At 67.1% G+C, this 20,239-nt stretch carries 20 protein-coding genes and 1 pseudogene; 8 read left to right on the top strand and 13 right to left on the bottom strand.

Translation table 11 applies throughout. The features are described from left to right. Positions 1 to 23 precede the first annotated feature (23 nt). The 6 genes and pseudogenes from VVS03_RS10625 to benA form a co-directional block, all read right to left on the bottom strand. Entirely contained in the window at positions 24 to 314 is a 291-nt protein-coding gene (locus VVS03_RS10625) for a muconolactone Delta-isomerase family protein (RefSeq protein WP_368520136.1), read from the bottom strand. 63 nt (positions 315 to 377) lie between these two features. Beyond that, a complete protein-coding gene (locus VVS03_RS10630; protein ID WP_368534518.1) occupies positions 378 to 3,020 on the bottom strand; it encodes a LuxR C-terminal-related transcriptional regulator in 2,643 nt (880 codons plus the stop codon). Between the two features lie 144 nt (positions 3,021 to 3,164). After that, entirely contained in the window at positions 3,165 to 4,013 is an 849-nt protein-coding gene (locus VVS03_RS10635) for a 1,6-dihydroxycyclohexa-2,4-diene-1-carboxylate dehydrogenase (RefSeq protein WP_368520138.1), read from the bottom strand. A gap of 6 nt (positions 4,014 to 4,019) precedes the next feature. Next, positions 4,020 to 5,081, bottom strand: a pseudogene (gene benC, locus VVS03_RS10640) (benzoate 1,2-dioxygenase electron transfer component BenC); the annotation flags it as partial. A gap of 32 nt (positions 5,082 to 5,113) precedes the next feature. After that, a complete protein-coding gene (gene benB / locus VVS03_RS10645) occupies positions 5,114 to 5,611 on the bottom strand; it encodes a benzoate 1,2-dioxygenase small subunit (protein WP_368521649.1) in 498 nt (165 codons plus the stop codon). A gap of 23 nt (positions 5,612 to 5,634) precedes the next feature. Beyond that, positions 5,635 to 7,116, bottom strand: a complete 1,482-nt coding sequence (gene benA, locus VVS03_RS10650; RefSeq protein ID WP_368521650.1) for a benzoate 1,2-dioxygenase large subunit — start codon at positions 7,114 to 7,116, stop codon at positions 5,635 to 5,637. A gap of 505 nt (positions 7,117 to 7,621) precedes the next feature. Here benA and catA point away from each other — a divergent pair. Both catA and VVS03_RS10660 read left to right on the top strand, forming a co-directional pair. Then, positions 7,622 to 8,491 carry a catechol 1,2-dioxygenase gene (gene catA, locus VVS03_RS10655; protein ID WP_368521651.1) on the top strand — a complete coding sequence of 290 codons (870 nt, stop codon included), beginning with the start codon at positions 7,622 to 7,624 and terminating at the stop codon, positions 8,489 to 8,491. 90 nt (positions 8,492 to 8,581) lie between these two features. Continuing rightward, a complete protein-coding gene (locus VVS03_RS10660; protein WP_368520142.1) occupies positions 8,582 to 9,703 on the top strand; it encodes a muconate/chloromuconate family cycloisomerase in 1,122 nt (373 codons plus the stop codon). On the opposite strand, the gene VVS03_RS10665 is transcribed toward VVS03_RS10660, so the two are convergent. Genes VVS03_RS10665 through VVS03_RS10675 form a run of 3 tightly spaced genes read right to left on the bottom strand, consistent with a single transcriptional unit; the run spans position 9,700 to position 12,518 of the window. After that, complete coding sequence (locus tag VVS03_RS10665) at positions 9,700 to 10,464, bottom strand: alpha/beta fold hydrolase (protein ID WP_368521652.1); 765 nt, start codon at positions 10,462 to 10,464, stop codon at positions 9,700 to 9,702. The genes VVS03_RS10660 and VVS03_RS10665 overlap by 4 nt on opposite strands. A 19-nt stretch (positions 10,465 to 10,483) precedes the next feature. Continuing rightward, positions 10,484 to 11,740, bottom strand: coding sequence for an acetyl-CoA C-acetyltransferase (locus tag VVS03_RS10670; protein WP_368521653.1), 1,257 nt, complete (start codon positions 11,738 to 11,740; stop codon positions 10,484 to 10,486). Further along, positions 11,733 to 12,518 (bottom strand): IclR family transcriptional regulator C-terminal domain-containing protein, encoded by a 786-nt coding sequence (locus VVS03_RS10675; RefSeq protein ID WP_368520145.1) that lies wholly within the window; start codon positions 12,516 to 12,518, stop codon positions 11,733 to 11,735. The genes VVS03_RS10670 and VVS03_RS10675 overlap by 8 nt, the downstream gene beginning before the upstream one ends. Positions 12,519 to 12,602: 84 nt before the next feature. Here VVS03_RS10675 and VVS03_RS10680 point away from each other — a divergent pair, with 84 nt between their 5' ends. Then, positions 12,603 to 13,343: a CoA transferase subunit A gene (locus VVS03_RS10680; RefSeq protein WP_368520146.1), complete on the top strand. Its 741-nt coding sequence runs from the start codon at positions 12,603 to 12,605 to the stop codon at positions 13,341 to 13,343. Continuing rightward, a complete protein-coding gene (locus tag VVS03_RS10685; RefSeq protein ID WP_368520147.1) occupies positions 13,344 to 13,994 on the top strand; it encodes a 3-oxoacid CoA-transferase subunit B in 651 nt (216 codons plus the stop codon). It begins immediately after the preceding gene. A 21-nt stretch (positions 13,995 to 14,015) separates the two neighbouring features. On the opposite strand, the gene VVS03_RS10690 is transcribed toward VVS03_RS10685, so the two are convergent. The 3 genes from VVS03_RS10690 to VVS03_RS10700 form a co-directional block, all read right to left on the bottom strand. Beyond that, the gene (locus VVS03_RS10690; protein WP_368520148.1) at positions 14,016 to 14,579 is read right to left on the bottom strand and encodes a TetR/AcrR family transcriptional regulator; all 564 of its coding nucleotides are present in this window, start codon (positions 14,577 to 14,579) and stop codon (positions 14,016 to 14,018) included. 147 nt (positions 14,580 to 14,726) lie between these two features. Continuing rightward, entirely contained in the window at positions 14,727 to 15,017 is a 291-nt protein-coding gene (locus tag VVS03_RS10695) for a CBU_0592 family membrane protein (protein ID WP_070768715.1), read from the bottom strand. Between the two features lie 27 nt (positions 15,018 to 15,044). Beyond that, complete coding sequence (locus tag VVS03_RS10700; protein WP_368520149.1) at positions 15,045 to 15,317, bottom strand: CBU_0592 family membrane protein; 273 nt, start codon at positions 15,315 to 15,317, stop codon at positions 15,045 to 15,047. Positions 15,318 to 15,724: 407 nt separating this feature from the next. On the opposite strand from VVS03_RS10700, the gene VVS03_RS10705 reads away from it, so the two are divergent. From VVS03_RS10705 to VVS03_RS10715, 3 genes are read left to right on the top strand one after another with little or no spacing between them, the layout of a single operon-like run. Beyond that, positions 15,725 to 16,213 (top strand): hypothetical protein, encoded by a 489-nt coding sequence (locus VVS03_RS10705; RefSeq protein WP_368520150.1) that lies wholly within the window; start codon positions 15,725 to 15,727, stop codon positions 16,211 to 16,213. Between the two features lie 2 nt (positions 16,214 to 16,215). Beyond that, positions 16,216 to 17,709, top strand: a complete 1,494-nt coding sequence (locus tag VVS03_RS10710; protein ID WP_368520151.1) for a molybdopterin-dependent oxidoreductase — start codon at positions 16,216 to 16,218, stop codon at positions 17,707 to 17,709. A gap of 12 nt (positions 17,710 to 17,721) precedes the next feature. Further along, complete coding sequence (locus tag VVS03_RS10715; RefSeq protein WP_368520152.1) at positions 17,722 to 18,411, top strand: hypothetical protein; 690 nt, start codon at positions 17,722 to 17,724, stop codon at positions 18,409 to 18,411. Here VVS03_RS10715 and VVS03_RS10720 read toward each other — a convergent pair. Beyond that, a complete protein-coding gene (locus VVS03_RS10720) occupies positions 18,408 to 18,848 on the bottom strand; it encodes an Lrp/AsnC family transcriptional regulator (protein ID WP_368520153.1) in 441 nt (146 codons plus the stop codon). The two genes, VVS03_RS10715 and VVS03_RS10720, sit on opposite strands and share 4 nt — an antisense overlap. 132 nt (positions 18,849 to 18,980) lie before the next feature. Between VVS03_RS10720 and VVS03_RS10725 the strand changes: the two genes are divergently transcribed. Beyond that, positions 18,981 to 20,216 (top strand): NAD(P)/FAD-dependent oxidoreductase, encoded by a 1,236-nt coding sequence (locus VVS03_RS10725; RefSeq protein ID WP_368520154.1) that lies wholly within the window; start codon positions 18,981 to 18,983, stop codon positions 20,214 to 20,216. Positions 20,217 to 20,239: the final 23 nt, after the last annotated feature.

The raw sequence follows: 20,239 nt of genomic DNA on the forward strand, positions 1-20,239 counted from the left end.
GTAGGCGGAATCAGTAGGCGGAATCAGTAGGCGACGGCGTCGGTGGAGTTGGGGTGCTTGGCCAGCGGGGTGACGTGGATCTTCATGTACTTGTACATGGGGAAGCCGGCGAAGATGTCGTGGAGGGCATCGTTGTCGGGGGCGTCGTAGATGGAGTAGTTGGAGTACTCGCCGACTACGCGCCAGATGCCTTTCATTTTCCCGGCGGTCTGGAGCGAGCCGGAGTACTCCTTTTCGCGGGCCTGGAAATCGGCGACCTCTTCGGGGCTTAGGTGATCGGGGAAGGTGACGTCCATTCGGGCAAGAAACAGCATGGTGGAAAATCCTTTCCTTGTAGGTTCAGGGTTCAGTTCAGGGGTAGGTTGCGGATGGTCTATTTAATTGTCGGGGCCCGTGTGCGCGAGGGCACGCGGAAGTTCGTTGCGCGAGCGGATGCCGAGCTTCCGGTAGACCCGCGTCAGGTGGTACTCGACGGTCTTGGTCGATAGGTAGAGTTCCTCGGCGACCTCGCGGTTGCTGGCGCCGTCGGCGACGGCCTTCGCGATCTCCTCCTCCTGCGGCGTCAGTCCGCCGGCGCCGGTGGTGCGCCGTCCGAGCCCGCTGGCGCGGCGCTCCTGGTTGCAGCGCTCGACGAATTCGGGCGCGCCCATCGCGGCGTAGACCTCGCCGGCGCGGCCGAAAATCTCGTCGGCGTGGCGCCGCCGGCCCAGCCGGCGCAGGATGCGCCCGTACTCAAAGAGGATGCGCGACTGGTAGAAGGGCAGGGGTCGGGACTCGATCATCTCGACGGCATCGGCGAGCCTTTTCAGCCCGGCGGAGGTCTCGCCGCGCTGGATGAGCAGGCCGGCGCGCGGGACGGCGAGCTTCGCGGTCACGGACAGGATGTCGCTGCCGGCGGCGCGTTCCTCGGCGAGGTCGGCATCGCCGGCGTGGAGGAGCTGCTGGGCCCAGATGTCTTCCCAGGGCCAGAACCCGGGCTGGCCGATGTCGACCAGCCGGCCCATCTCGTACAGCGAGCGCCCGAAGCGCACCGCGGCGGGGAAGTCCTTGTTCATGGCGGCCGAATGCATCTGGGTCATCGCGGACGGGATGCGCTGGATCAAAAACGCGTCCTGGCTCAGGGTCAGCCGGTTGGTGTAATCGCGCCCCAGCTCCCGGTCGCCGCGGTAGTGCGCGACGATGGACCCAGTCCACAGCAGCACCGGCTCCAGCACCCGGATGCCGAACTGCTCGGCCCGAGACAGGCCCCGCTCGACGATGCCCAGCGCCCCGTCCAAGTCCCCCATCAGCAGCAGGGCGCGGGCGTGCCAGGCGTCCATCCACAGCGCGATGCGCTCGGAGCCCTCCACGTGGTAGGTCGTGCGCAGCAGCTGGCTGGCGGTGACGGGGTCGTCGTGGACGACGGACAGCCAGCCCTGCGTCATCGCGCGCCGGTGTGCCAGGGCCGGGGTTTCGTGCGGGAGGGCGGGCCCGGCGTGGTCGGCGCCGGTCAAGATGGCGTGGGCGAAGGAGGACAGGTAGCGGGCTTCGGCGCTGGGGGCATCGTTGGCCGGGGACCACTGGGCGGTGGTCTGGGCCCAGTCGAGGACCCGCTCGGGGCGCCATTCGTGGAGGTAGTACAAGGTGTGGCGGGCGGCGACGGTGGCGCGCAGGGAGCGGTCCGGGGTGTCGTCGCGCTCGAGCTTGTCCCACGCGCGGTCAAGGACGCCGCGGGCCTCGGTCCGCCGGCCCTCGTGCAGGGCGAGGTAGCCGCGCACGGAGTCCACCCTGGGGTCCGCGCCCGCGGAGTTGAGCAGCGACGTGTACAGCTTGGCCTGCCGGATGTCGGAGCCGGCAATCAGCGCCTCGATGGCCGACAGGGTATTGCTTGTCGATGCCTCCTCGCCGTCCGCCAGGTGCGCCGCCAGCCGGTAGGAGTCGGCGGCCGCCCGCCAGCGGCCCGCGTGTCCCAGGGCGGCGCCGCGTTCAGCCAGGTCCTGCGGGGCGGTGGCGCCGGAGTCGGTGGGCTGGCTGAGAGCCCGGTGGAAGGTGGCGGCGTCGATGTCGTCGCGGGCGGCGTAGTAGTCCGCGGCGCGGGCGTGCAGGCGGCGGGCGCGGGCGGGATCCGTGGTGGAGCGGACGACGGCGCGGTCGGTGGGGTGGCGGAAGTAGACGCTGTGCTGGTGGTCGTCGGTGGCCAGCGCGAGGATGCCCGCCTCCAGGGCGGGCTCCAGGTTGGTGGCGGCCTGTGGGGCGAGGTGCTCGATAAGCCCCAGGTCGAGGCTGGAGCGGTGCAGGTGCTCGAGGGCGGCAATGGGCAGCAGGTCGCCCAGGTCACGGCCGTCGATGCGCGCCGCCAGCGCCCCGTGCCACGCCTCCGGCAGGCGGATGAGCGGGTTCGGATCGCGCCAGTGGTCGGGCGCGGCCACGTCGAGGAGCTGGCGCACCAGCGACGGGCGCCCGCCGGAGACGTGCTGGAGGCTCAGCGCCGACAGCGGGGACAGGTGCACGCCCAGGTGGGTCAGCGCCAAAGACTGGATCTCCTCCGCGCCCAGCGGTGGGATGTCGACGACGACGTCGGAGATGGCGCGCAGCCGTGGCATCGGGAGGCGGTTGGTGCCGGAGTGGGTGGCATCGATGGTAAAGACCAGGCACATCGTGCCCACCGTGAGGCGGCGGGCCAGGGTGACCAGCTGCTCGAGGGATTCCGGGTCGGCCCAGTGGGCGTCGTCGACGATGATGAGCGTGGCGGCATCAGGGGTATCCAGCACGCTTTCCAGGCTGGCGTGCGGGTGGCGGGAGCGGGCCAGCAGGCGGGCGCGGATGAGGTCGAGCAGCGGGGTGTCGTCCCAGTCCAGCGCGGCGGCCTGCACCGTGGACCAGCCGGACAGCGACTGGAGGATGCGGCGGGTCAGCTCCGTCTTGCCCGCGCCGGCCGAGCCAGAGATGCTGGCGATGAGGCTTTCGCCCGGGCCCAAGTGGCCCAAGGCTGAAAACAGGTGCCGGCGCGAGTGACGGGAATCACTAGTGGGGTGGGGCATGTGTTCTGAGTCTACCGATTCTGCTCGAGGCCGTGATCTAGGGCTGTCGTGGGTTTGCCTAGCGTTGCCCTAGCTCGGCCCCGGTCTTTCCCGGGCGGGCGCTAGGTTCACCCTGGGCAGGCGCTAGGCCGGCACGGGGCTGTTCTAGCCCTGATCCCCGCCGGCGACCGGGAGGACGGAGCCGTTGATATAGGAGGCCTCCGGCGAGGCGAGGAAGGCGATCGGGGCGGCCTGCTCGTCCAGGGTCCCGTAGCGCTTGGCTAGCGAGGACTCGATGGTCTGGTCGACGATCTCCTGGTACCAAGCCTTCTCCTGCTCCGTGCCGGGTCCCGGCCCGCGCGGGACCTGCCGCTTGGGTGCGAGCGTGCCGCCGGGCGCGGCCGCGACGACCCGCACGTTGTGCCCGGCCGCCTCCTTCGCCAGGGCGGAGGTCAGCGCGTTGACCCCACCCTTGGCGGCGGCATAAGGAACGCGGTTGATCCCGGCGGTGGCCACGGAGGAGACGTTGACGATGGTGCCGCCGCCGGCATCGATAAGCAGGGGCAGCTCCGCGCGCACGGACCACAGGGTGGTAAACAGCGAGCGCTGGATCTCCTGCGTGATCTCCTCTTCGGTGTAGTGCTGGTAGGGCTTGGCCCAGATGGTACCGCCGACGTTGTTGATGGCGGTATCCACCCCGCCGAGCGCCTCCGCGGCCTCCGCCAGCGCCTCCTGGGCCCCGCTGAAGGTCTCCAGGTCGGCGGTGGCGGAGCCGATGGCACCGAGGGTCAGCTCGCACAGGGACTCGGCGACCTCGTGCACGATCGGGGAGCGGTCCACCAGGAACACGGAGCCGTTCTCGCGCGCGATGCGCCGCGCCACCGCCCGGCCAATCCCCTGCGCCGCCCCAGTGACCACGACCTTGCGGCCGCGGAAGCGGTCAGGGGTATACAGCTGCGAGGTCTCCTCGCCGCCGACGGGGACCTCGCCGGGTTCGGATTGCGTGGAAGACATGGTTTAGGCGGACTCCTTCGCTGGTTCTTTTTCCTTTGCCTTTTCCGCCGTGGTGGACGGGTTGAACTTCTCGAAGTAGAAGTTGCGTGGCGGGGTCTCCTGACCGTCCAGGTACTTGCGGACGGCCTCGACCATCGGCGGCGGGCCGCACAGGTAGACGTCGGCGTCGCCATCGTGCAGGTGCTCGCTGATGTCCATGTGGTCGGTGACGTAGCCGCGGCGCTCGTGGGAGGACTCCGGGTCCGCCACGACGGTGGTGTAGTCGAAGTCCGGTAGCTTGTCACGGAAGGCATCGAGGCGCTCCAGTTCCACCAGGTCGTGGTCGAAGGTGGCGCCGTAGATGAGGCGGACGGGCACGTCCAGCAGCTCGTCGCGGGAGAGCTTTTCCAGGATGGCCATGATGGGCGCCAGGCCCGTGCCGCCGGCCAGCAGCAGGATGGGATCCAGCGGCTCGCGGAGGAAGAAGGAACCGACGGGGCCGGCCATCGTCAGCCGGTCGCCGACGGCGGCGCGCTCGTCCAGGTAGGTCGACATCAGCCCACCGGGGGTGTGCTTGATGAGGAACGTCGCCAGCTCGTCGGAGACGTCGGAGGAGAAGGAATAGGAACGGTGCTCGGAGCTGCCCGGCACGGTGATGTTGATGTACTGGCCGGCCAGAAAATGCAGGGCGGACGGGTCGTCGAGCTTGACCGAGAGCTTGAAGGTCGAATCCGACAGGCGGTCTAAGGCGGCGACCTCGCCAGCGAACTCGCTGACGCCGGTCTTGGCCATTTCCGAGGTGGAGGCGATTTGCACGACCATGTCGGTCAGCGGCTTGGTCTGGCAGGCCAGGATGTAGCCTTCCGCGGCCTCGTCGGGGGAGAGTGCCTCGTCGACGTAGTCGCCCTCGGTGAAGTCGCCGGCGTCGCAGAAGGACTTGCAGGTGCCGCAGGCGCCGTCGCGGCAGTCGAAGGGGATGTTGATGCGGGCCTGGTAGGCGGCATCGGCGATGGTTTCGTTTTCCGCGCAGTCGATGAAGCGGGTGACGCCGTCCTCGAAGGCCAGCGCGACCTTATGCGGTGCAGTCATGATTTCTCACCTTTCCTAGTGTCAGCGGTGGTTTAGACCTGGTAGATGTCCACGACGTGGTGGATGTAGTCGTTTTTGAGCACGATCTTCTTCTTGGCGATCTGGAGGTCCTCCTGGGAGGTATCCAGGGTGATGAACGTGGTGCCGAAGTAGTGGTCGGTGGTGTTGTAGCGGAAGTAGTAGGAAATCCAGTTGAAGCGGATGTCCACGGCGTCGTCGCGGCGCTCCAGGATTTCGACGTTGGTGATGTTGTGGTTGTGGCGCGGCTCCGGGATGGAGGTCGCCGACGAGCGCTCGGTGCGGATGCGGAAGACGCGGTCCTCGAGGCCGGCGCGGGTTGGGTAGTAGATGAGCGAGATTTCCTGCTGCGGGTCCTGGGTAAGTTCGTCGTCGACGTCCCAGGCGGGCATCCAGTACTCGGCGTCTTCGCGGTAGCAGTTGAGCCAGTTTTCGAAGTCGCGGTCGTCGAGTAGGCGGGCCTCGTAGTAGAGGAAGTCTTCGATTTCCGTGCGCGTGATGTTCTGTGACATGGGTTTTTCTCCTTGGGGCTTGTTTAGCGGCGGCGGCGACGGCGGCGGGCGGGGGCGTTCTCGGCGGCTTCGGCCTTGGCGGCGGCCTTCTGCTTGGCGTAGTCGACGGTCGCGGCCTGCGATGCCTCGTTGTCCTCCCGCTGCTTAACCGCGCCGGATTCCTCGTGGTCGAGGGCCTTTTCCATGACCTGCTCCCAGTAGCCGTGCTGGACCGGGTAGAGGCCTTCGTCCTCGGTGCGGGCGCCGGAGGAGAGCACCTCGTTCATGCCCAGCTCCTTGGCCTTGTCATTGGGGCCTGCGGACTGCTGCTGCTGGCCGCGGGTCATGTCGTTCCAGGGGAAGGCGGAGGCCTGGTAGGTCTTCTGGCAGCTGCGGAACTCTTCCAGGTCGTCCGGGGTGGCCATGCCGGTGGCGTTGAAGAAGTCCTCGTACTGGCGGATGCGCGCGGCGCGGGCCTCGGCGGACTCGCCCTTCGGCGCGATGCAGTAGATGGTCACCTCGGTCTTGTCCACGCCCTTCGGCTCCAGGCGGCGGATCTGGGTGGAGAACTGGTCCATGATGTAGACGTTCGGGTACAGGCACAGGTTGCGGGAGGCACCGACCATGAAGTTGGCGCGCTCCTCGCCGTGCAGGTCCTTCAGCGCGTCCAGGCGGTCGTAGAGCGGGCGGTCCTCCGGGTTGGCCCAGGTGGACCAGAGGGCCAGGTGGCCGTTCGGGAAGGAGAAGTAGCCGCCGCCCTGCTCGCCCCACTTGCCGGCGTCCATGGCCTTGGTGTCGTTCTTGGACTCGCCGGAGCCGCGGCGGGAGGTGGTCGCCGCGTAGTTCCAGTGGGTGGAGGAGACGTGGTAGCCGTCGGCGCCGTTTTCGGCCTGCAGCTTCCAGTTGCCGTCGAAGGTGTAGGTGGACGCGCCCTTTAGGACCTCGAGGCCCTCTGGCGACTGGTCGATGAGCATGTCGAGGAAGACGCGGGCATCGCCCAGGTGCTCTTCGAGGTCGACGACGTCCGGGTTCAGGGAGCCGAACAGGAAGCCGCGGTAGGAGGCGAACTTGGGCACGCGGCGCAGGTTGTGGGAGCCGTCGGTGTTGAAGTTGTCCGGGTAGCCGCCGTCCTTTTCGTCCTTGACCTTGATGAGCTGGCCGTCGTTGGAGAAGGTCCAGCCGTGGAAGGGGCAGGTGATGGTGGTGCGGTTGTCCACCTTCTTGCGGCAGAGCATGGCGCCGCGGTGGGAGCAGGCGTTGATGAGGCAGTTGAGCTCGCCGTCTTTGGAGCGGGTAATGACGACGGGCTGGCGGCCGATATTCGTGGTGAAGTAGTCGCCGGGGTTGGGGATCTGCGAATCGTGGGCCAAAAACAGCCAGTTGCCCTCGAAGATGTACTTCATCTCCAGGTCGTAGATCTCCTGGTCGGTGAAGACCTCGCGGTTCACGCGAACGATGCCCTCGTCCGGGCGGTTGTCCAGCGCCCGGGAGAGGACCTCGCGGGCAGAAGAGGTGGGGGCAGTCATGGGAAAACCTTTCCTCGTTGTGCAGTTAAAGTAACGTCATGTGTTCGCCCTCACGTTTTCGGTGAAGGTGTGACAATGATGGGTCGAACGTGACCCGAGTCGCATTAGGGAAAGTCCTAGGGTGATTTAAGGGGTGTATGTTCACGACATTCCCGGGTGGTTCGCGGGTCGAAAACCTGCAGCTCAACCCCGGTAAGGCAAGCCTTTATTTACTGAGATAAGTATTTTTCGCGCCGCCGGGTGTGTTGTCACCCCCAAGCGCCAGGGTGGGGCCTAGTGGTTGTTAGGGGTGCCGCGTTCGCGTGGCGGCGGAAAGCGGGGAAAGTGCTGTTCGGGTACGCCGGCCGACCAAATTAGGGCAGCGTAACCTAAAGAAAACGCTCCAAAAAGGGGCTTGCGCACCTTGGTGAGTTGCAACACACTGATGGTCATCAAGTCGCCCACATCACGGGACGGGCGCTTGGCACTCCACAAGACCGAATCACCGACAACGAAGGAGCACCCCATGTCTAAGCTGGCAAACGCCCACGACGAGGAACTGTCCGCCAAGGGTTCCGGCAACGCCGCCACTGACGCGTTCAAGAACACCATCGTCAAGGCCGACACCTCGAAGGAACGCGCCGGGGAAATCTACAAGGACCTGCTGGCCGCCATCGCCGAGGTCGCCCACAAGCACCAGGTCACCTACGACGAGTACCGCGTGCTCAAGGACTGGATGATCAAGGTCGGCGAGTACGGCGAGTGGCCGCTGTGGCTGGACGTCTTCGTCGAGCACGAGATCGAGGAAATCAACTACAACCGCAACAACTTCACCGGCACCAAGGGGTCCATCGAGGGCCCGTACTACGTGCCTGACTCCCCGAAGCTGCCGTGGAAGACCGAGATGCCCATGCGCGACAAGGACAAGAACTCCGAGCAGCTCATCTTCAAGGGCCAGGTCACCGACCTGGACGGCAACGGCTTGGGCGGCGCAACCGTCGAGCTGTGGCACGCCGACGAGGACGGCTACTACTCCCAGTACGCCCCGGGCATCCCGGAGTGGAACCTGCGCGGGACCATCGTGACCAACGAGAACGGCGAGTACGAGATCACCACCGTCAAGCCGGCCCCGTACCAGATCCCGACCGACGGCCCGACCGGCTGGTTCGTCGAGTCCTACGGCGGCCACCCGTGGCGCCCGGCGCACCTGCACCTGCGCGTCAAGCACCCCGGCTACCGCGTAATCACCACCCAGCTCTACTTCCAAGGCGGCGATTGGGTCGACAACGACGTCGCCACCGCCGTCAAGCCGGAGCTCATCCTGGACCCGCAGCCGGGTGAGGGCGGCATCGACGTGGTGACCTACCCGTTCGCACTCGACAAGGAAGAAGCCTAAGGGATTAGCACCTTTAAAACACCTGGCCCCAGCCGCACTCGGACGCGGCGGGGCTTTTGGTGCGTTAAAACTAGAAGCGAGGAGCGAGCAATGACTGATTTGATAATTGACAAGGTAGAAACCCGCCTGCTGGACGTGCCGCTGTTTCGCCCGCACGGCTTCGCCACCTACACGGCGACGGCGCAGCCCATCCTGCTGGTGATGGTGCGGCTGAAGGGTGGCATCGTCGGCTACGGCGAGGGCGTGGTGCCCGGCGGGCCCTGGTGGGGCGGCGAGTCGGCGGAGACGATGAAGGTCATCATCGACGGCCACCTGCGCCCGCACATGGAGGGCCGGCCGGTCAACGAGCTGGCGGGCATCGTGGCGGATTTCGAGCGCTCGGTGGCGAATATGCGCTTCGCGAAGGCCGCCTGCGACGTCGCCATGCACGACGCCTGGGCCCGCGCGCTGGGCGTGCCGGTCACGGACCTGCTGGGCGGGCGCGTGCGCGAGGCCATCGACGTGACCTGGGCGCTCGGCGTGCTGCCGCTGGATGAAGCGCTGGAGGAAATCAACGACCGCCGCGAGCGCTTCGGGCACACCTCGTTCAAGCTGAAGATGGGCGCGGGCGATCCGGACCGGGATACCGGGCGCATCGCGGAGCTGGCCGATGCCCTGGGCGGCGAGGTGGGCCTGCGCATCGACGTCAACGCGCGCTGGGACCGGCTCACGGCCCTGCGCTACCTGCCGCGGCTGGCTGAGGCCGGCGTGGAGCTTTTCGAGCAGCCCGCCCCGGCCGACGACCTGGCCACCCTGCGCGAAATCACCACCCGGGTAGGCGTGCCGGTGATGGCGGACGAGTCGGTGTGCTCGCCGGCCGATGCCCTGCGCGTCGTACGCGAGCAGGCCGCCGACGTCGTGGCCATCAAGACGACCAAGCTGGGCGGGCTGCAGGAGTCGAAGAAGACCGTGGCGGTCGCCGCAGCCGCGGGTCTGGCCTGCCACGGCGCGACCAGCCTGGAGGGCCCGTTCGGCACGGCGGCCTCGCTGCACTTTGCGTGCGCTACCCCGGAGATTAACTTCGGCTCCGAGCTTTTCGGGCCGCTGCTGTTGCGCGAGTCCTATACCACCGAGGACCTGGTTTACCGCGACGGCAAGGTCGAGCTGCCCCAGGGCCCGGGCCTGGGCCTCGAGCCGGACTGGGACAAGGTGGATTTCTTCACCCGCGACTAGGCGGGCAGGAAGTCTGCCAGCGCCTTCGTCACGTCCGTGGGGGATTCCAGGGTCGGCACGTGCGCGCCGGGCACGGTCACGGTGGTGGCCGGCCCGGCCACGCGCTCGGCGATGGAGTGGACGGTGGCGGGTGGGGTGGAGGCATCGTCGGCGCCGGCCAGGGTGAGCACGGGGCAGGTGATGTCGGCGAGCTGCTCGGTGAAGTCCCAGTCGGCGAGCGCCTGGGCGCAGCTGGCGTAGCCGGACCCGCGGGTGGCAAGCACCATGTCGAGGCAGGCGGCCGTGGTGGCCGGGTGGGTGCGGCGGAAGTCTTCAGTCAGCCAGAGCTCGACCACGGACTCGGCCATGGGGGCAAGGCCCTCGCGGCTGGTCAGCTCGACCCGCGGCAGCCACTTGTCCGGGCCGCCGAAATAGGAGGCGGTGCACAGGAAGGCGGCGCGCTCCACGCGCTCCGAGGTCGCGGCCAGGTACTGGGCGATCGCCCCGCCCAGGGACAGGCCCACCACGCTAAAGCTATCGATGCCGGCTGCGTCCAGCGTCTCCAGCACGTCGGCGGCCAAGCGCTGCATGCTGGCAGGCTCCGTGATATCCGGCGAGCGCCCGTGGCCGCGGTGGTCGATGGCGACAACGCGGCGGGTCCCGGCGAGCTCGTCTGCGACCGGCGCCCACATCGCGGTGGCGGAGGCGATAGAGCCCAGCAGGAGCACCGGGGCGGAAGCGTCCTGGGTGCCGGGGAAGTCGTGATAGTGCAAGACGGTCATGGATTTTTCCTTTCGGGAGCTAGTCGCGGGTGATAACGGCTGCCAGGCCCTGGCCGCCGCCGATGCACATGGTCACCAGCGCGGTGTGCAGGTCCTCGCGTTCCAGGGTGTGGGCGGCGGTCACCAGCATGCGCGCGCCGGTCGCGCCGACGGGGTGGCCGAGCGAGATGCCGGAGCCTAGCGGGTTGAGGCGCTTGTCGTCGGCGGAAATGCCCCATTCGCGAAGGCAGGCCAGGGCCTGGGCGGCGAAGGCCTCGTTGAGCTCGATGAGATCCAGGTTGTCAAGGCTCAAGCCGAGGCGCTCGAGGACGCGGGCGGTGGCGGGCACCGGGCCGATGCCCATGCGCTCCGGTTCGACGCCGGCGACGGCCCAGCCGCGCAGGCAGGCGGCCGGGGTTAGGCCGAGCTCGCGGGCGCGGGCGCGGGTGGTCACGATCATGGCGGCCGCGCCGTCGTTTTGGCCGGAGGCGTTGCCGGCGGTGACGGTGGCCTCCGGGTCTTGGGAACCCATGACCGCGCGCAGGCCGGCGAGCTTGTCCGCGGTGGTGCCCGGGCGCGGGTGCTCGTCGCGCTCGACCACGACGTCCGGGTCCTTGCGGCGCCGGCCCGGTACGGTCACCGGCACGATTTCGGCGTCGAAGAGCCCGCCTTCCTGGGCGGCGACGGCGCGCTGCTGGGAGGCGGCGGCCAGCTCGTCCTGGGCGCTGCGGGTTAGCCCGGCCTCGCGGCGGAGGTTCTCGGCGGTCTCGATCATGCCGCCGGGGATGGGGTGGTGCTTGCCGCCGGCGGTCTCGCGGGCCTGCTGGAGGCGGTCGCGCAGGACCATGTTGCCGGCCTTGACCCCGGTGCGGATGGACGGGTCGACAGTGTATTCGGTCTGGGACATGGACTCGGCCCCGCCGGCGATGATGAGGTCGGCCGCCCCCGTGGCCACGTGCGCGGCGGCGGTGGTCACCGCCTGCAGGCCCGAGCCGCAGCGGCGGTCCAGCTGCATGCCGGGCACGCTTTCGCCCAGGCCGGAGTCCAGCGCCACCACGCGGCCCAGCGCGGGGGCGGCGCCGTTCGGGGCGGCCTGGCCCAGGATGAGGTCGTCGACGTCGGCGGTCCGCAGCCCGGTGCGCTCGACCAGGGCGCGCACGACGGTGGAGGCGAGATCCTGGACCGGCACGGCGGCCAGGGCGCCGCCGAAGCGGCCGACCGGGGTGCGCAGGGGCGAGCAGATGACGATGTCGGCATCGTTGGCATCGCTCACGTCGTGGGCGGTGGACTTAGGCATGATAAGGCTCCTTCGCGTGGGTGATATCGGCGCTGATGGCCTGCGTGGTGCGCAGCAGCGCGGGGATGAGGGTGGTCTCGATGTGCTCGAGGTCGTAGGAGGCGGTCTGGGTGGAGATGTTGACCGCGGCTACGACCTTGCCTTCCGGATCGGTTACGGGCGCGGCGATGGACCGCAGGCCCAGCTCGAGCTCCTGGTCGACCAGGCTGTAGCCCTGCAGGCGGACCTCGTGCAGGATCTCGCGCAGCTGCGCCGGGGAGGTGACCGTCCGCGGCGTGAGCGGGGCGAGCTGGGTGTGGTCGAGGTGCTGGGCCAGGGAGGCATCGTCAAGCCCGGCCAGCAGGACGCGCCCCATGGAGGTCGCGTGGGCGGGGAAGCGGGTGCCGACGGTGATGTTGACCGTCATGATGCGGCGCACGGGCACGCGGCAGACGTAGACCACGTCCGCGCCGTCGAGAACGGACAGGGAGCTGGACTCGTCGATGGTCTGGGAGAGCGCCTCCAGGTGGGGCTGGGCCAGGGCCGGCAGCTCGAGCCCGGAGACGAAGCTGTAGCCGAGCTCCAAAACCTTCGGCGTTAGCCAGAACTCGGAGCCGTTGGTGGCGGCGTAGCCTTCCCCCACCAGGGTGTGGAGGAAGCGCCGGGCGGTGGCCCGGGCCAGGCCGGTGGCGGTGGCGACCTCGGAGAGGGATTGCCGGGGCGCGCTCGGTCCGAAAGACCGGATGACCTGCAGCCCGCGGACCAGGGACTGGACCGGCTGGGTGGTCGAGGTGGACATGGTGGTTGCTCCTAAGCGTGTGTGCTGGGTGTTCACATGGTGAACCCTTGTGCTCTGTATGAACATCAGTGTACATTGTGGGGCATGTTTGACAAGACATTCCCCGAAATTTCCGCGGCGGTGGCCGATATCCCGGATGGGGCATCGGTGGCCGTCGGCGGGTTTGGCCTGGTAGGCATCCCCGCCCGACTCATTGACGCGCTCCGCGAAAAGGGCGCCAGCGATCTGACGATTATCTCCAACAACTGCGGCACCGACGGCTTCGGCCTGGGCCTCCTGCTGGCCGACGGCCGGATTGCCCGGACCATCGGCTCCTATATCGGCTCCAACAAGGAATACGCCCGGCAGTACCTAGCCGGCGAGCTGACCGTGGAGTTCACCCCGCAGGGCACCCTGGCCGAAAAGATGCGCGCCGGGGGCGCGGGCATCCCCGCCTTCTACACCACCGCGGGCGTGGGCACCCAGGTCGCCGACGGCGGGCTGCCCATGCGCTACAACCCGGACGGGACCGTCGCCGAGGTCTCCGAGCCGAAGGAGACCCGCGTCTTTGGTGGCCGGACCTACGTGCTGGAAGAGGCCATCGTGGCCGACTTCGCCCTGGTCCACGCGCACACCGCCGACCGCTGGGGCAACCTGGTCTTTTCCAAGACCGCCCGCAACTTCAACCCGGATGCCGCGCAGTGCGCGCGGACCACCATCGTGCAGGCCGAGCACGTGGTCGACCAGCTCGACCCGGACGAAGTCCACCTGCCCGGCATCCACGTCGACCGAGTGGTGGAAGTAGGACCGCAGGAAACGGGCATCGAAAACAGGACGGTGAGGTAAATGACCTGGACGAGGGAACAGATGGCCGCGCGCGCGGCACAGGAACTGACCAACGGGCAGTACGTGAACCTGGGCATCGGCATGCCCACTCTGGTGCCGGGCTTTCTGCCGGAGGATTCGGAGGTCATCCTGCACTCGGAGAACGGCGTGCTGGGCGTGGGCCCGTACCCGACCGAGGACGAGGTGGACCCGGAGCTTATCAACGCCGGCAAGGAGACCATCACGGTCAACCCGGGGGCGGCGTTTTTCTCCTCCTCGGATTCCTTCGGCATGATCCGCTCGCGGGCGGTGGACGTGGCCATCCTGGGCGCGATGGAGGTCTCGCGCTACGGCGACCTGGCCAACTGGATGATCCCGGGCAAGACGGTCCGCGGCATGGGTGGGGCGATGGACCTGGTCCACGGCGCCCAGCGGATCGTGGTGATGATGTCGCACACCAACAAGCACGGCGCGTCCAAGGTGCTCAACACCTGCGAGCTGCCGCTAACCGGCGCGCAGTGCGTGGACCTGATCATCACCGACTACGCGGTCTTCCACGTGGACCCGCAGGAGGGGCTCACGCTCATCGAGGTCGCCGAGGGCGAGACCGTGGACTCCGTGCGCGCGGTGACCGACGCGGACTTCGCCGTCAGCGACCGGCTAGCGGGTTAGAAAGCTAGAAAGGCCAGCACCCTAGGCGCCCGGCCCGATATAGCTTTCGGGCGGGGTCAGCCGGGTGATCGCCAGGTTGATGCGGTCCTCGGTGAACTCGCCGAGCGACATGCTGCGGTGGAGCAGCAGGCCCTCGTAGAAGGCGTCGAGCAGGTAGGTGGTGTGGGCGTCGAAGTACTGGCCCATCACGTTGCGGCAGCCCTGCGTCCACTCCAACAGGTTCATGCGGTGCAGGGGGCGCCGCAGGGACAGGGTGTAGAGCTCGGTGCCCAGGATCAGCGTCTTGCGGGAGGCCGCGGACGCGATGAGCATCTGGGACAGGGCGGCGCGGGCATCGGCAAGGCTGTCGATGCCGGTGAAAAAGGAGCCGAAATCCGCCACGGATCGCTCCGCGAAGACGGAAAAGGCCGCCGCCAGCAGGCCGTCCTTGTCGTTGAAATAATAGGAGATGGACCCCAAGGACACGTCCGCCTTGTCGGCGACGACGCGCATGGTGGTGCCGACCACTCCGTTGTGCACGATGGAGTCTAGGGTGGCATCGATAATGCGCAGTCGGGGGCCGTACTGGGGGTTATTCTTGGGCAACCATCGCTCCTCAACGCAGCCGAAACGCGGCCAACAATAAAACAGGCGGCCGCGGCAGTAATCCGTGTGCTAGGGAAAGTATAGTTGCCCACCCCGGACCGGCAAGCAGGGGTCGGGGGTGGTGGCGTTAAATTTAGGCGCTTAGTCTTAGGCCTCGTTGCGGCGGGTATCCGGCACGGCCTCGGCAGCCTTGCGCTTGCTGGAGGAGGTGAAAATCTTCCACAGGCCGAACAGGGCGACAATCGCCCAGACAGCCTCGGTGATGAACAGGCCCGGGTTGAACGGGGACAGGGCGGTGTAGACGAAGCCCATCGCGCCCAAGAAGTTCAGGGTCTGGTAGATGGGGGAGGTAGCGGTCAGGACCTTGAAGTTGAGCAGGCCGAAGGCAACGACGAAGCAGATGCCGGCGATGATGCCAATTTCGTAGGAGAGTGCCATGAGGGTATTCCTTTCGTTCGTTGCGGACTAGGCGGTGGCGGACTGGGACTGGTTGTTCTTGCGGCGGTTCAAGAAGATCTTGATGATGCCGTAGAGGCCCAGCAGGGACCAGATGAGCTCGGTCCAGAACACGCCCGCGTTGAACGGGTTGGCGGCAGAGGCGGTCAGGAAGCCGGCGCCGACGAAGTTCAGGATCTGGTAGGGGTAATCGTCCGGCGTCCACTTGCCCAGGTTGAGCATCGCGAAGGCGAAGAGCAGGGCGACCGAGGCGATCAGCCCGAAGATGACCATTGCTGACATTGTTCGACGGTCCTTTCAGAATGTGTGCGATATGGGAGCGCGACTAGCCGCGCGCAGGAGCGCCCCGCGGGCGCTACATTTATAGACTCTAAGCTGGGTTTTTAATCCATGCGAAGTCGAACGAGCATACGGTTTTGAACGCTTGATCTAAACCGCAGGTAAATGGGATAGCCCCGCCCTTGAACGTACGATCAATTCAGCGCGTTTGCCCAGCTTAAACTACCTTGGGGTTATGGGCACGGAGGCCCAACATAGCCTCCCGCGCGCCCGTGGGGAAGGCCTCAACACCTCCCGCACAATCCGAACGGAACTTTAACCTAACGGACGACGTCACCGGCCGGCGCACACGCGAAGCGCCGCCAGACGAAGTCGATAAAGAACAATCTGAACAGAAAAGGAGCCGAGCCGTGTCACAGCAACCGAACCCGGACACCGAGGACATTAAGCTCCACGTCAAACCCGGAAAGACGCGGGCGCCGTTTTTCCGCTATATCCGCATTAACCTGCCGCGCCTGACCAAGGCCGCCATCCTGGTGATCGTGGCGCTTATCGGCGGCTGCGCCTGGGCCGTGCTGTCCAGCGGCTTCGATATCTTCGCCGGCAGCGACATCGCGCTCGGCCTGGTCATCGCCCTGGCCGCCATCTTCCTGGTGCTGGGCCTGGTGACCAAGTGGCGCATCTGGGGCTTTGGCACCGTGGTGGCCGCCGCCGGCATCCTGGTCTACATCGGCGGCCTGTTCGGGCACGCGCCGTTCGTGGGCAACGGCGCGGGCGTCTACCTCGCGGCCGGCTGGAACACCATGTTCTTCGCCAGCCTGGCCTACTGCGTTATCTACTGGGCGCTGGACTACGGCGTGCTGGTGGCATACCCGGATACCCAAGGATTTGAGGATTAATCATGTTAGAAGAATTTCCGGTCTGGCTCCGCGTCGAGCACTTCGTCAACATCTTGTTCGTGACGCTGTTTATCCGCAGCGGCATCGAAATCCTGGGCACCTTCCCCAAGCTGCACCGCTCCGTGCACACCCCGCTGGGCGGGCAGTGGGCGCAGTTTTCCATTAAGCAAAAGCGCAAGCGCAAGTACTTCCCGGTCTCCGGCGAGTATGACGACTATTCCCCGATCATCTCGCTGCCGGGCTACGGCGCCCTGGGCCAGGGCCGCTACTGGCACTTCATCAGCGTGATGGGCTGGGTGCTGCTGATGGTCATCTACTGGGGCCTGCTACTGGTCACCGGGCAGTGGCGCCGCTACTGGCCGGAGGACTGGGGTGTTTTCGCCCAGGCCTGGGACGATCTCATCCACTACCTGGCCTTCCAGATCCCGCCGGCGATGGACGGCTACCCCTTCAACGCCATCCAGCAGCTGTCCTACGGCTTCGTGGTGCTCATCCTCCCGCTGTGGATGATCATCACCGGCGCCTTCCAGTCGCCGGCCATCAACAACCACTTCCCGCGCATTTCCAAGCTGATGGGCGGCCGCCAGGTCATCCGCACCCTGCACTTCTGGGGCCTTATCGCCTACGTGGTCTTCATCGTCGTCCACGTCGCGATGGTGGTGCTGCACGGCTACGGCCACGAGGTCTCCAAGATGGTCTTCGGCCACGCGGAGAACCCGATCGCCGGCGGCGTGATCTTCACCCTGGGCCTGGTCGGCATCGTCGCCTTCCACGTCTGGGCCACGAAGACCTCGCTGGAGCGCCCGAAGGTCATCGAGCGCCTGCACAACGTGGTGGTCCGCCCGCTCACGCGCGCGCTGCGCAAGCTGCCCTCGCGCCAGAACGCCTACAGCGATGCCGAGATCACCAAGGCGCCGCACCACCGCGCCTCGGGCATGCCGCCGTCAACGGAGGCCTATATGTCCCTGGTCTGCAACGACTACGAGGATGACTACGTGCTGGAAATCGGCGGATTCGTCGAAAAGCCCATGCGTCTGACCATGGCGGATATCCGCAAGATCGCCGACGGGCACTCGCAGAACACCGTCCACCACTGCGTGCAGGGCTTTTCCTCGGTGGGCAAGTGGGACGGCGTGCCGCTGTACAAGCTGCTCGACCTGGCCGGCCCGCTGGACGGGGCCAGCGACGTGGTGGTCCACAGCTTCCAGAACATGACCCGCGACGACGATAACTACAACGGTTCCTACTACTACGAGTCCATGCCCATGGAGGAGGCCCGCCAGCCGCAGTCGCTGATCGCCATTGGCTACGACGGCGACGAGATCCCCATCAAGAACGGCGCGCCCATGCGCCTGCGCCTGGAGACCTCCACCGGTTTCCGCTCGGCGAAGTGGCTGGACCGGATCGAGGTGGTCAACCGCTTCGACATCATCGGCAACGGGATGGGCGGCTTCTTCGAGGACACCGATTCCTACGACCGCCTGCAGATGCTCTAAGGAGGACACACCATGTCACGAGCGTTATACCAAGACATTTTCCTAAGCCCCGAGCAGCAGCAGCGCGTGCGCGACTACCTCCACGAGGTCGACTTCCGCCTGCCGGGCGCCACCCCGGACGACTTCGAGATCAACCCGCGCGCCCGCTACCTGGGCTACATGTTCCAGGCCGAGGACCTGGAGTCCTTCGGCGTGGGCCTGCAGTGCACCCGCCCGGGCATGGAGGACCAGCGCACCTTCATCCGGATAAGCCGCGGGCAGCTGCTGGGCGAGGACGATGCCCCGCGCCTGCCTGTCAACGACCCGGTCCTGGCCCGCGAGGCCATGACCCTGGACCGTTTCTACCGCGCCGAGGACCCGCCGCGGCCCACCGGGGTTAACGCCTATGCTCACGATGCCGGCCTGCCCGGCGCCGACATGGACCTGTCCATGTTGGAGGAGCAGCTGCGCGATATCGTCGCCTTCCACAACGGCGAACCGGTGCCGGGTAACCAGGAGATCCTGGACCTGCGCATCTACTGGGGCACCCTGCTGGCCGGCCGCTACCCGCGGCTGAAGGCCCTGTGCGGCAAGCTCAGCGAGAACCAGGCCGCGCGCTTGGACCAGCTGGAGGCCGATATTACGGCCCTGGCCGGCATCCTCGAGGCGCTGGGCCTGCCCACGCTGGAGGATCTGACGAAGCCGAAGCGCGAGGACGGCTAGCCCGCCCGGTGGTCGAAGACCAGGGAGGTGTTGGTGGAGGCCACCTCGGGGCGTGCGCTGACCACGTCCGAGATGAAATCGCGCAGGCCGGCCGCGCTGGCCAGCTGCACGTGCGCCACAAAGTCCTGGTTGCCGGCCACGAAGAAGACGTGGCGCACCGGCTCTAGCTCCAGCAGGTAGTGGTAGAAGTCTCGCAGGGCGCCGCGGGCTCCGGGGTGGAGGCGGATGTGGATGAGCGCCTCCGTGCCCAGTCCCAGGGCCGCCGGGTCCACGTGTGCGGAAAAGCCGGTGATGACCCCGCGGGCGATGAGCGAGTTCAGCCGGCGGTGGGCGGTGGACTCGCTGACGTTGATGCGGTGGGCGAGTTCGGAGATGGGTAGGCGGGCATCGGAAGCCAATTCGCGGCAGATGGCCGCCTCAATCTGATCCAGCTGCATGGGGTTTTGTTCTCCGCGGTGGGGGATGCTTGCAAAATCGGGCGGATTCTGGGGGATCCCGCCAATGTATACCCGCCCACTCTATCCTCCGTGGATGATATAGGTATTCAAATCATCTGTGAGGAGGAGCACATGACTAAGGCTATTGTGGTAGGCGCCGGCATGACCGGCCTGTCGACGGCGTGGTACCTGCAGGAACACGGCTACGACGTGGAAATCGTGGACAAGATCGGCGTCGCCGCCGGCGCGTCCTGGGGCAACGCCGGCTGGCTGGCGCCGGGCAAGACCATCCCGCTGTCCAATTCTAGCCTGTGGGGCTACGGCCCCACCGCGCTGTTCGACAAAGATGCGGCGCTGAGTGTGCCCACCCGCATCGACCCGAAGCTGTGGGCCTTCGTCGCCCAGTTCATGGCCCGGGCCAACCAGCGCTCCTGGGACAAAACCATGGCGGCCCTGACGCCCATCGACAAGGCCGCCCTGGGCGCCTACGACGAGCTCATCGACGGCGGCGTCGACGCCGTGACCCACGAGGGCCCGTTCATCGTCGGCTTCGAAAACGATAACCAGGCCAAGGGCTTCTTGGACGAGGTCGAGGGCGCCATCCGCCACGGCCAGGAGATCCCCTTCGACAAGCTCAACCACACCCAGGCCCTGGAATACGCCCCGATGCTCTCGGAGCGCGTCCAGACCGTCTACAAGCTGGGCGGCCAGCGCTACATCGAGCCGCAGTACTTCTGCGAGGCCATCGCCGAGTCCTTCGTCGCCCGCGGCGGCACGATTACCACCGGCGCGGAGGTCACCGACGTCCAGTCCACCCGCAAGCCGGCCATCCAGCTGGCCACCGGCGAGTGGAAGCCCGCCGACGTGGTGGTCATCGCCACCGGCGCCTGGCTGCCGAAGCTGGCCAAGTCCCTGGGCGTGCGCACCATGGTCCAGGCCGGCCGCGGCTATTCCTTCACCGTCAAGCCGGAGCAGGAGGCCAAGCACTCGGTTTACCTCCCGGAGACCCGCGTGGCCTGCACCCCGGCCCCGACCCGCGGCCGCTTCCAGATCGCCGGCACCATGGAGTTCCGTGGCCCCGACGAGGCCTTTCAGCCCGGCCGCATCGAGTCCATGATCAAGGTCACCGCCCCGATGTTCAAGGGCATCGACTGGGACGACATCCAGGACGAGTGGGTCGGCTCCCGGCCCGTCACCCCGGACGGCCTGCCGCTTATCGGCCAGACCCAGGTGCCCAACGTCTACACCTGCGGCGGCCACGGTATGTGGGGCGTCGTGCTCGGCCCGATTTCCGGCAAGCTGCTGGCCAAGCAGATCGCCACCGGCGTTATCGATCCCATCCTGGACCCGTTCGACCCGCTGCGCTAAGCGGCGCCCGCAGCGCGCGCACG

It is taken from the genome of Corynebacterium sp. LK2537 (genome assembly GCF_040946485.1).
Taxonomy (GTDB): Bacteria; Actinomycetota; Actinomycetes; order Mycobacteriales; family Mycobacteriaceae; genus Corynebacterium.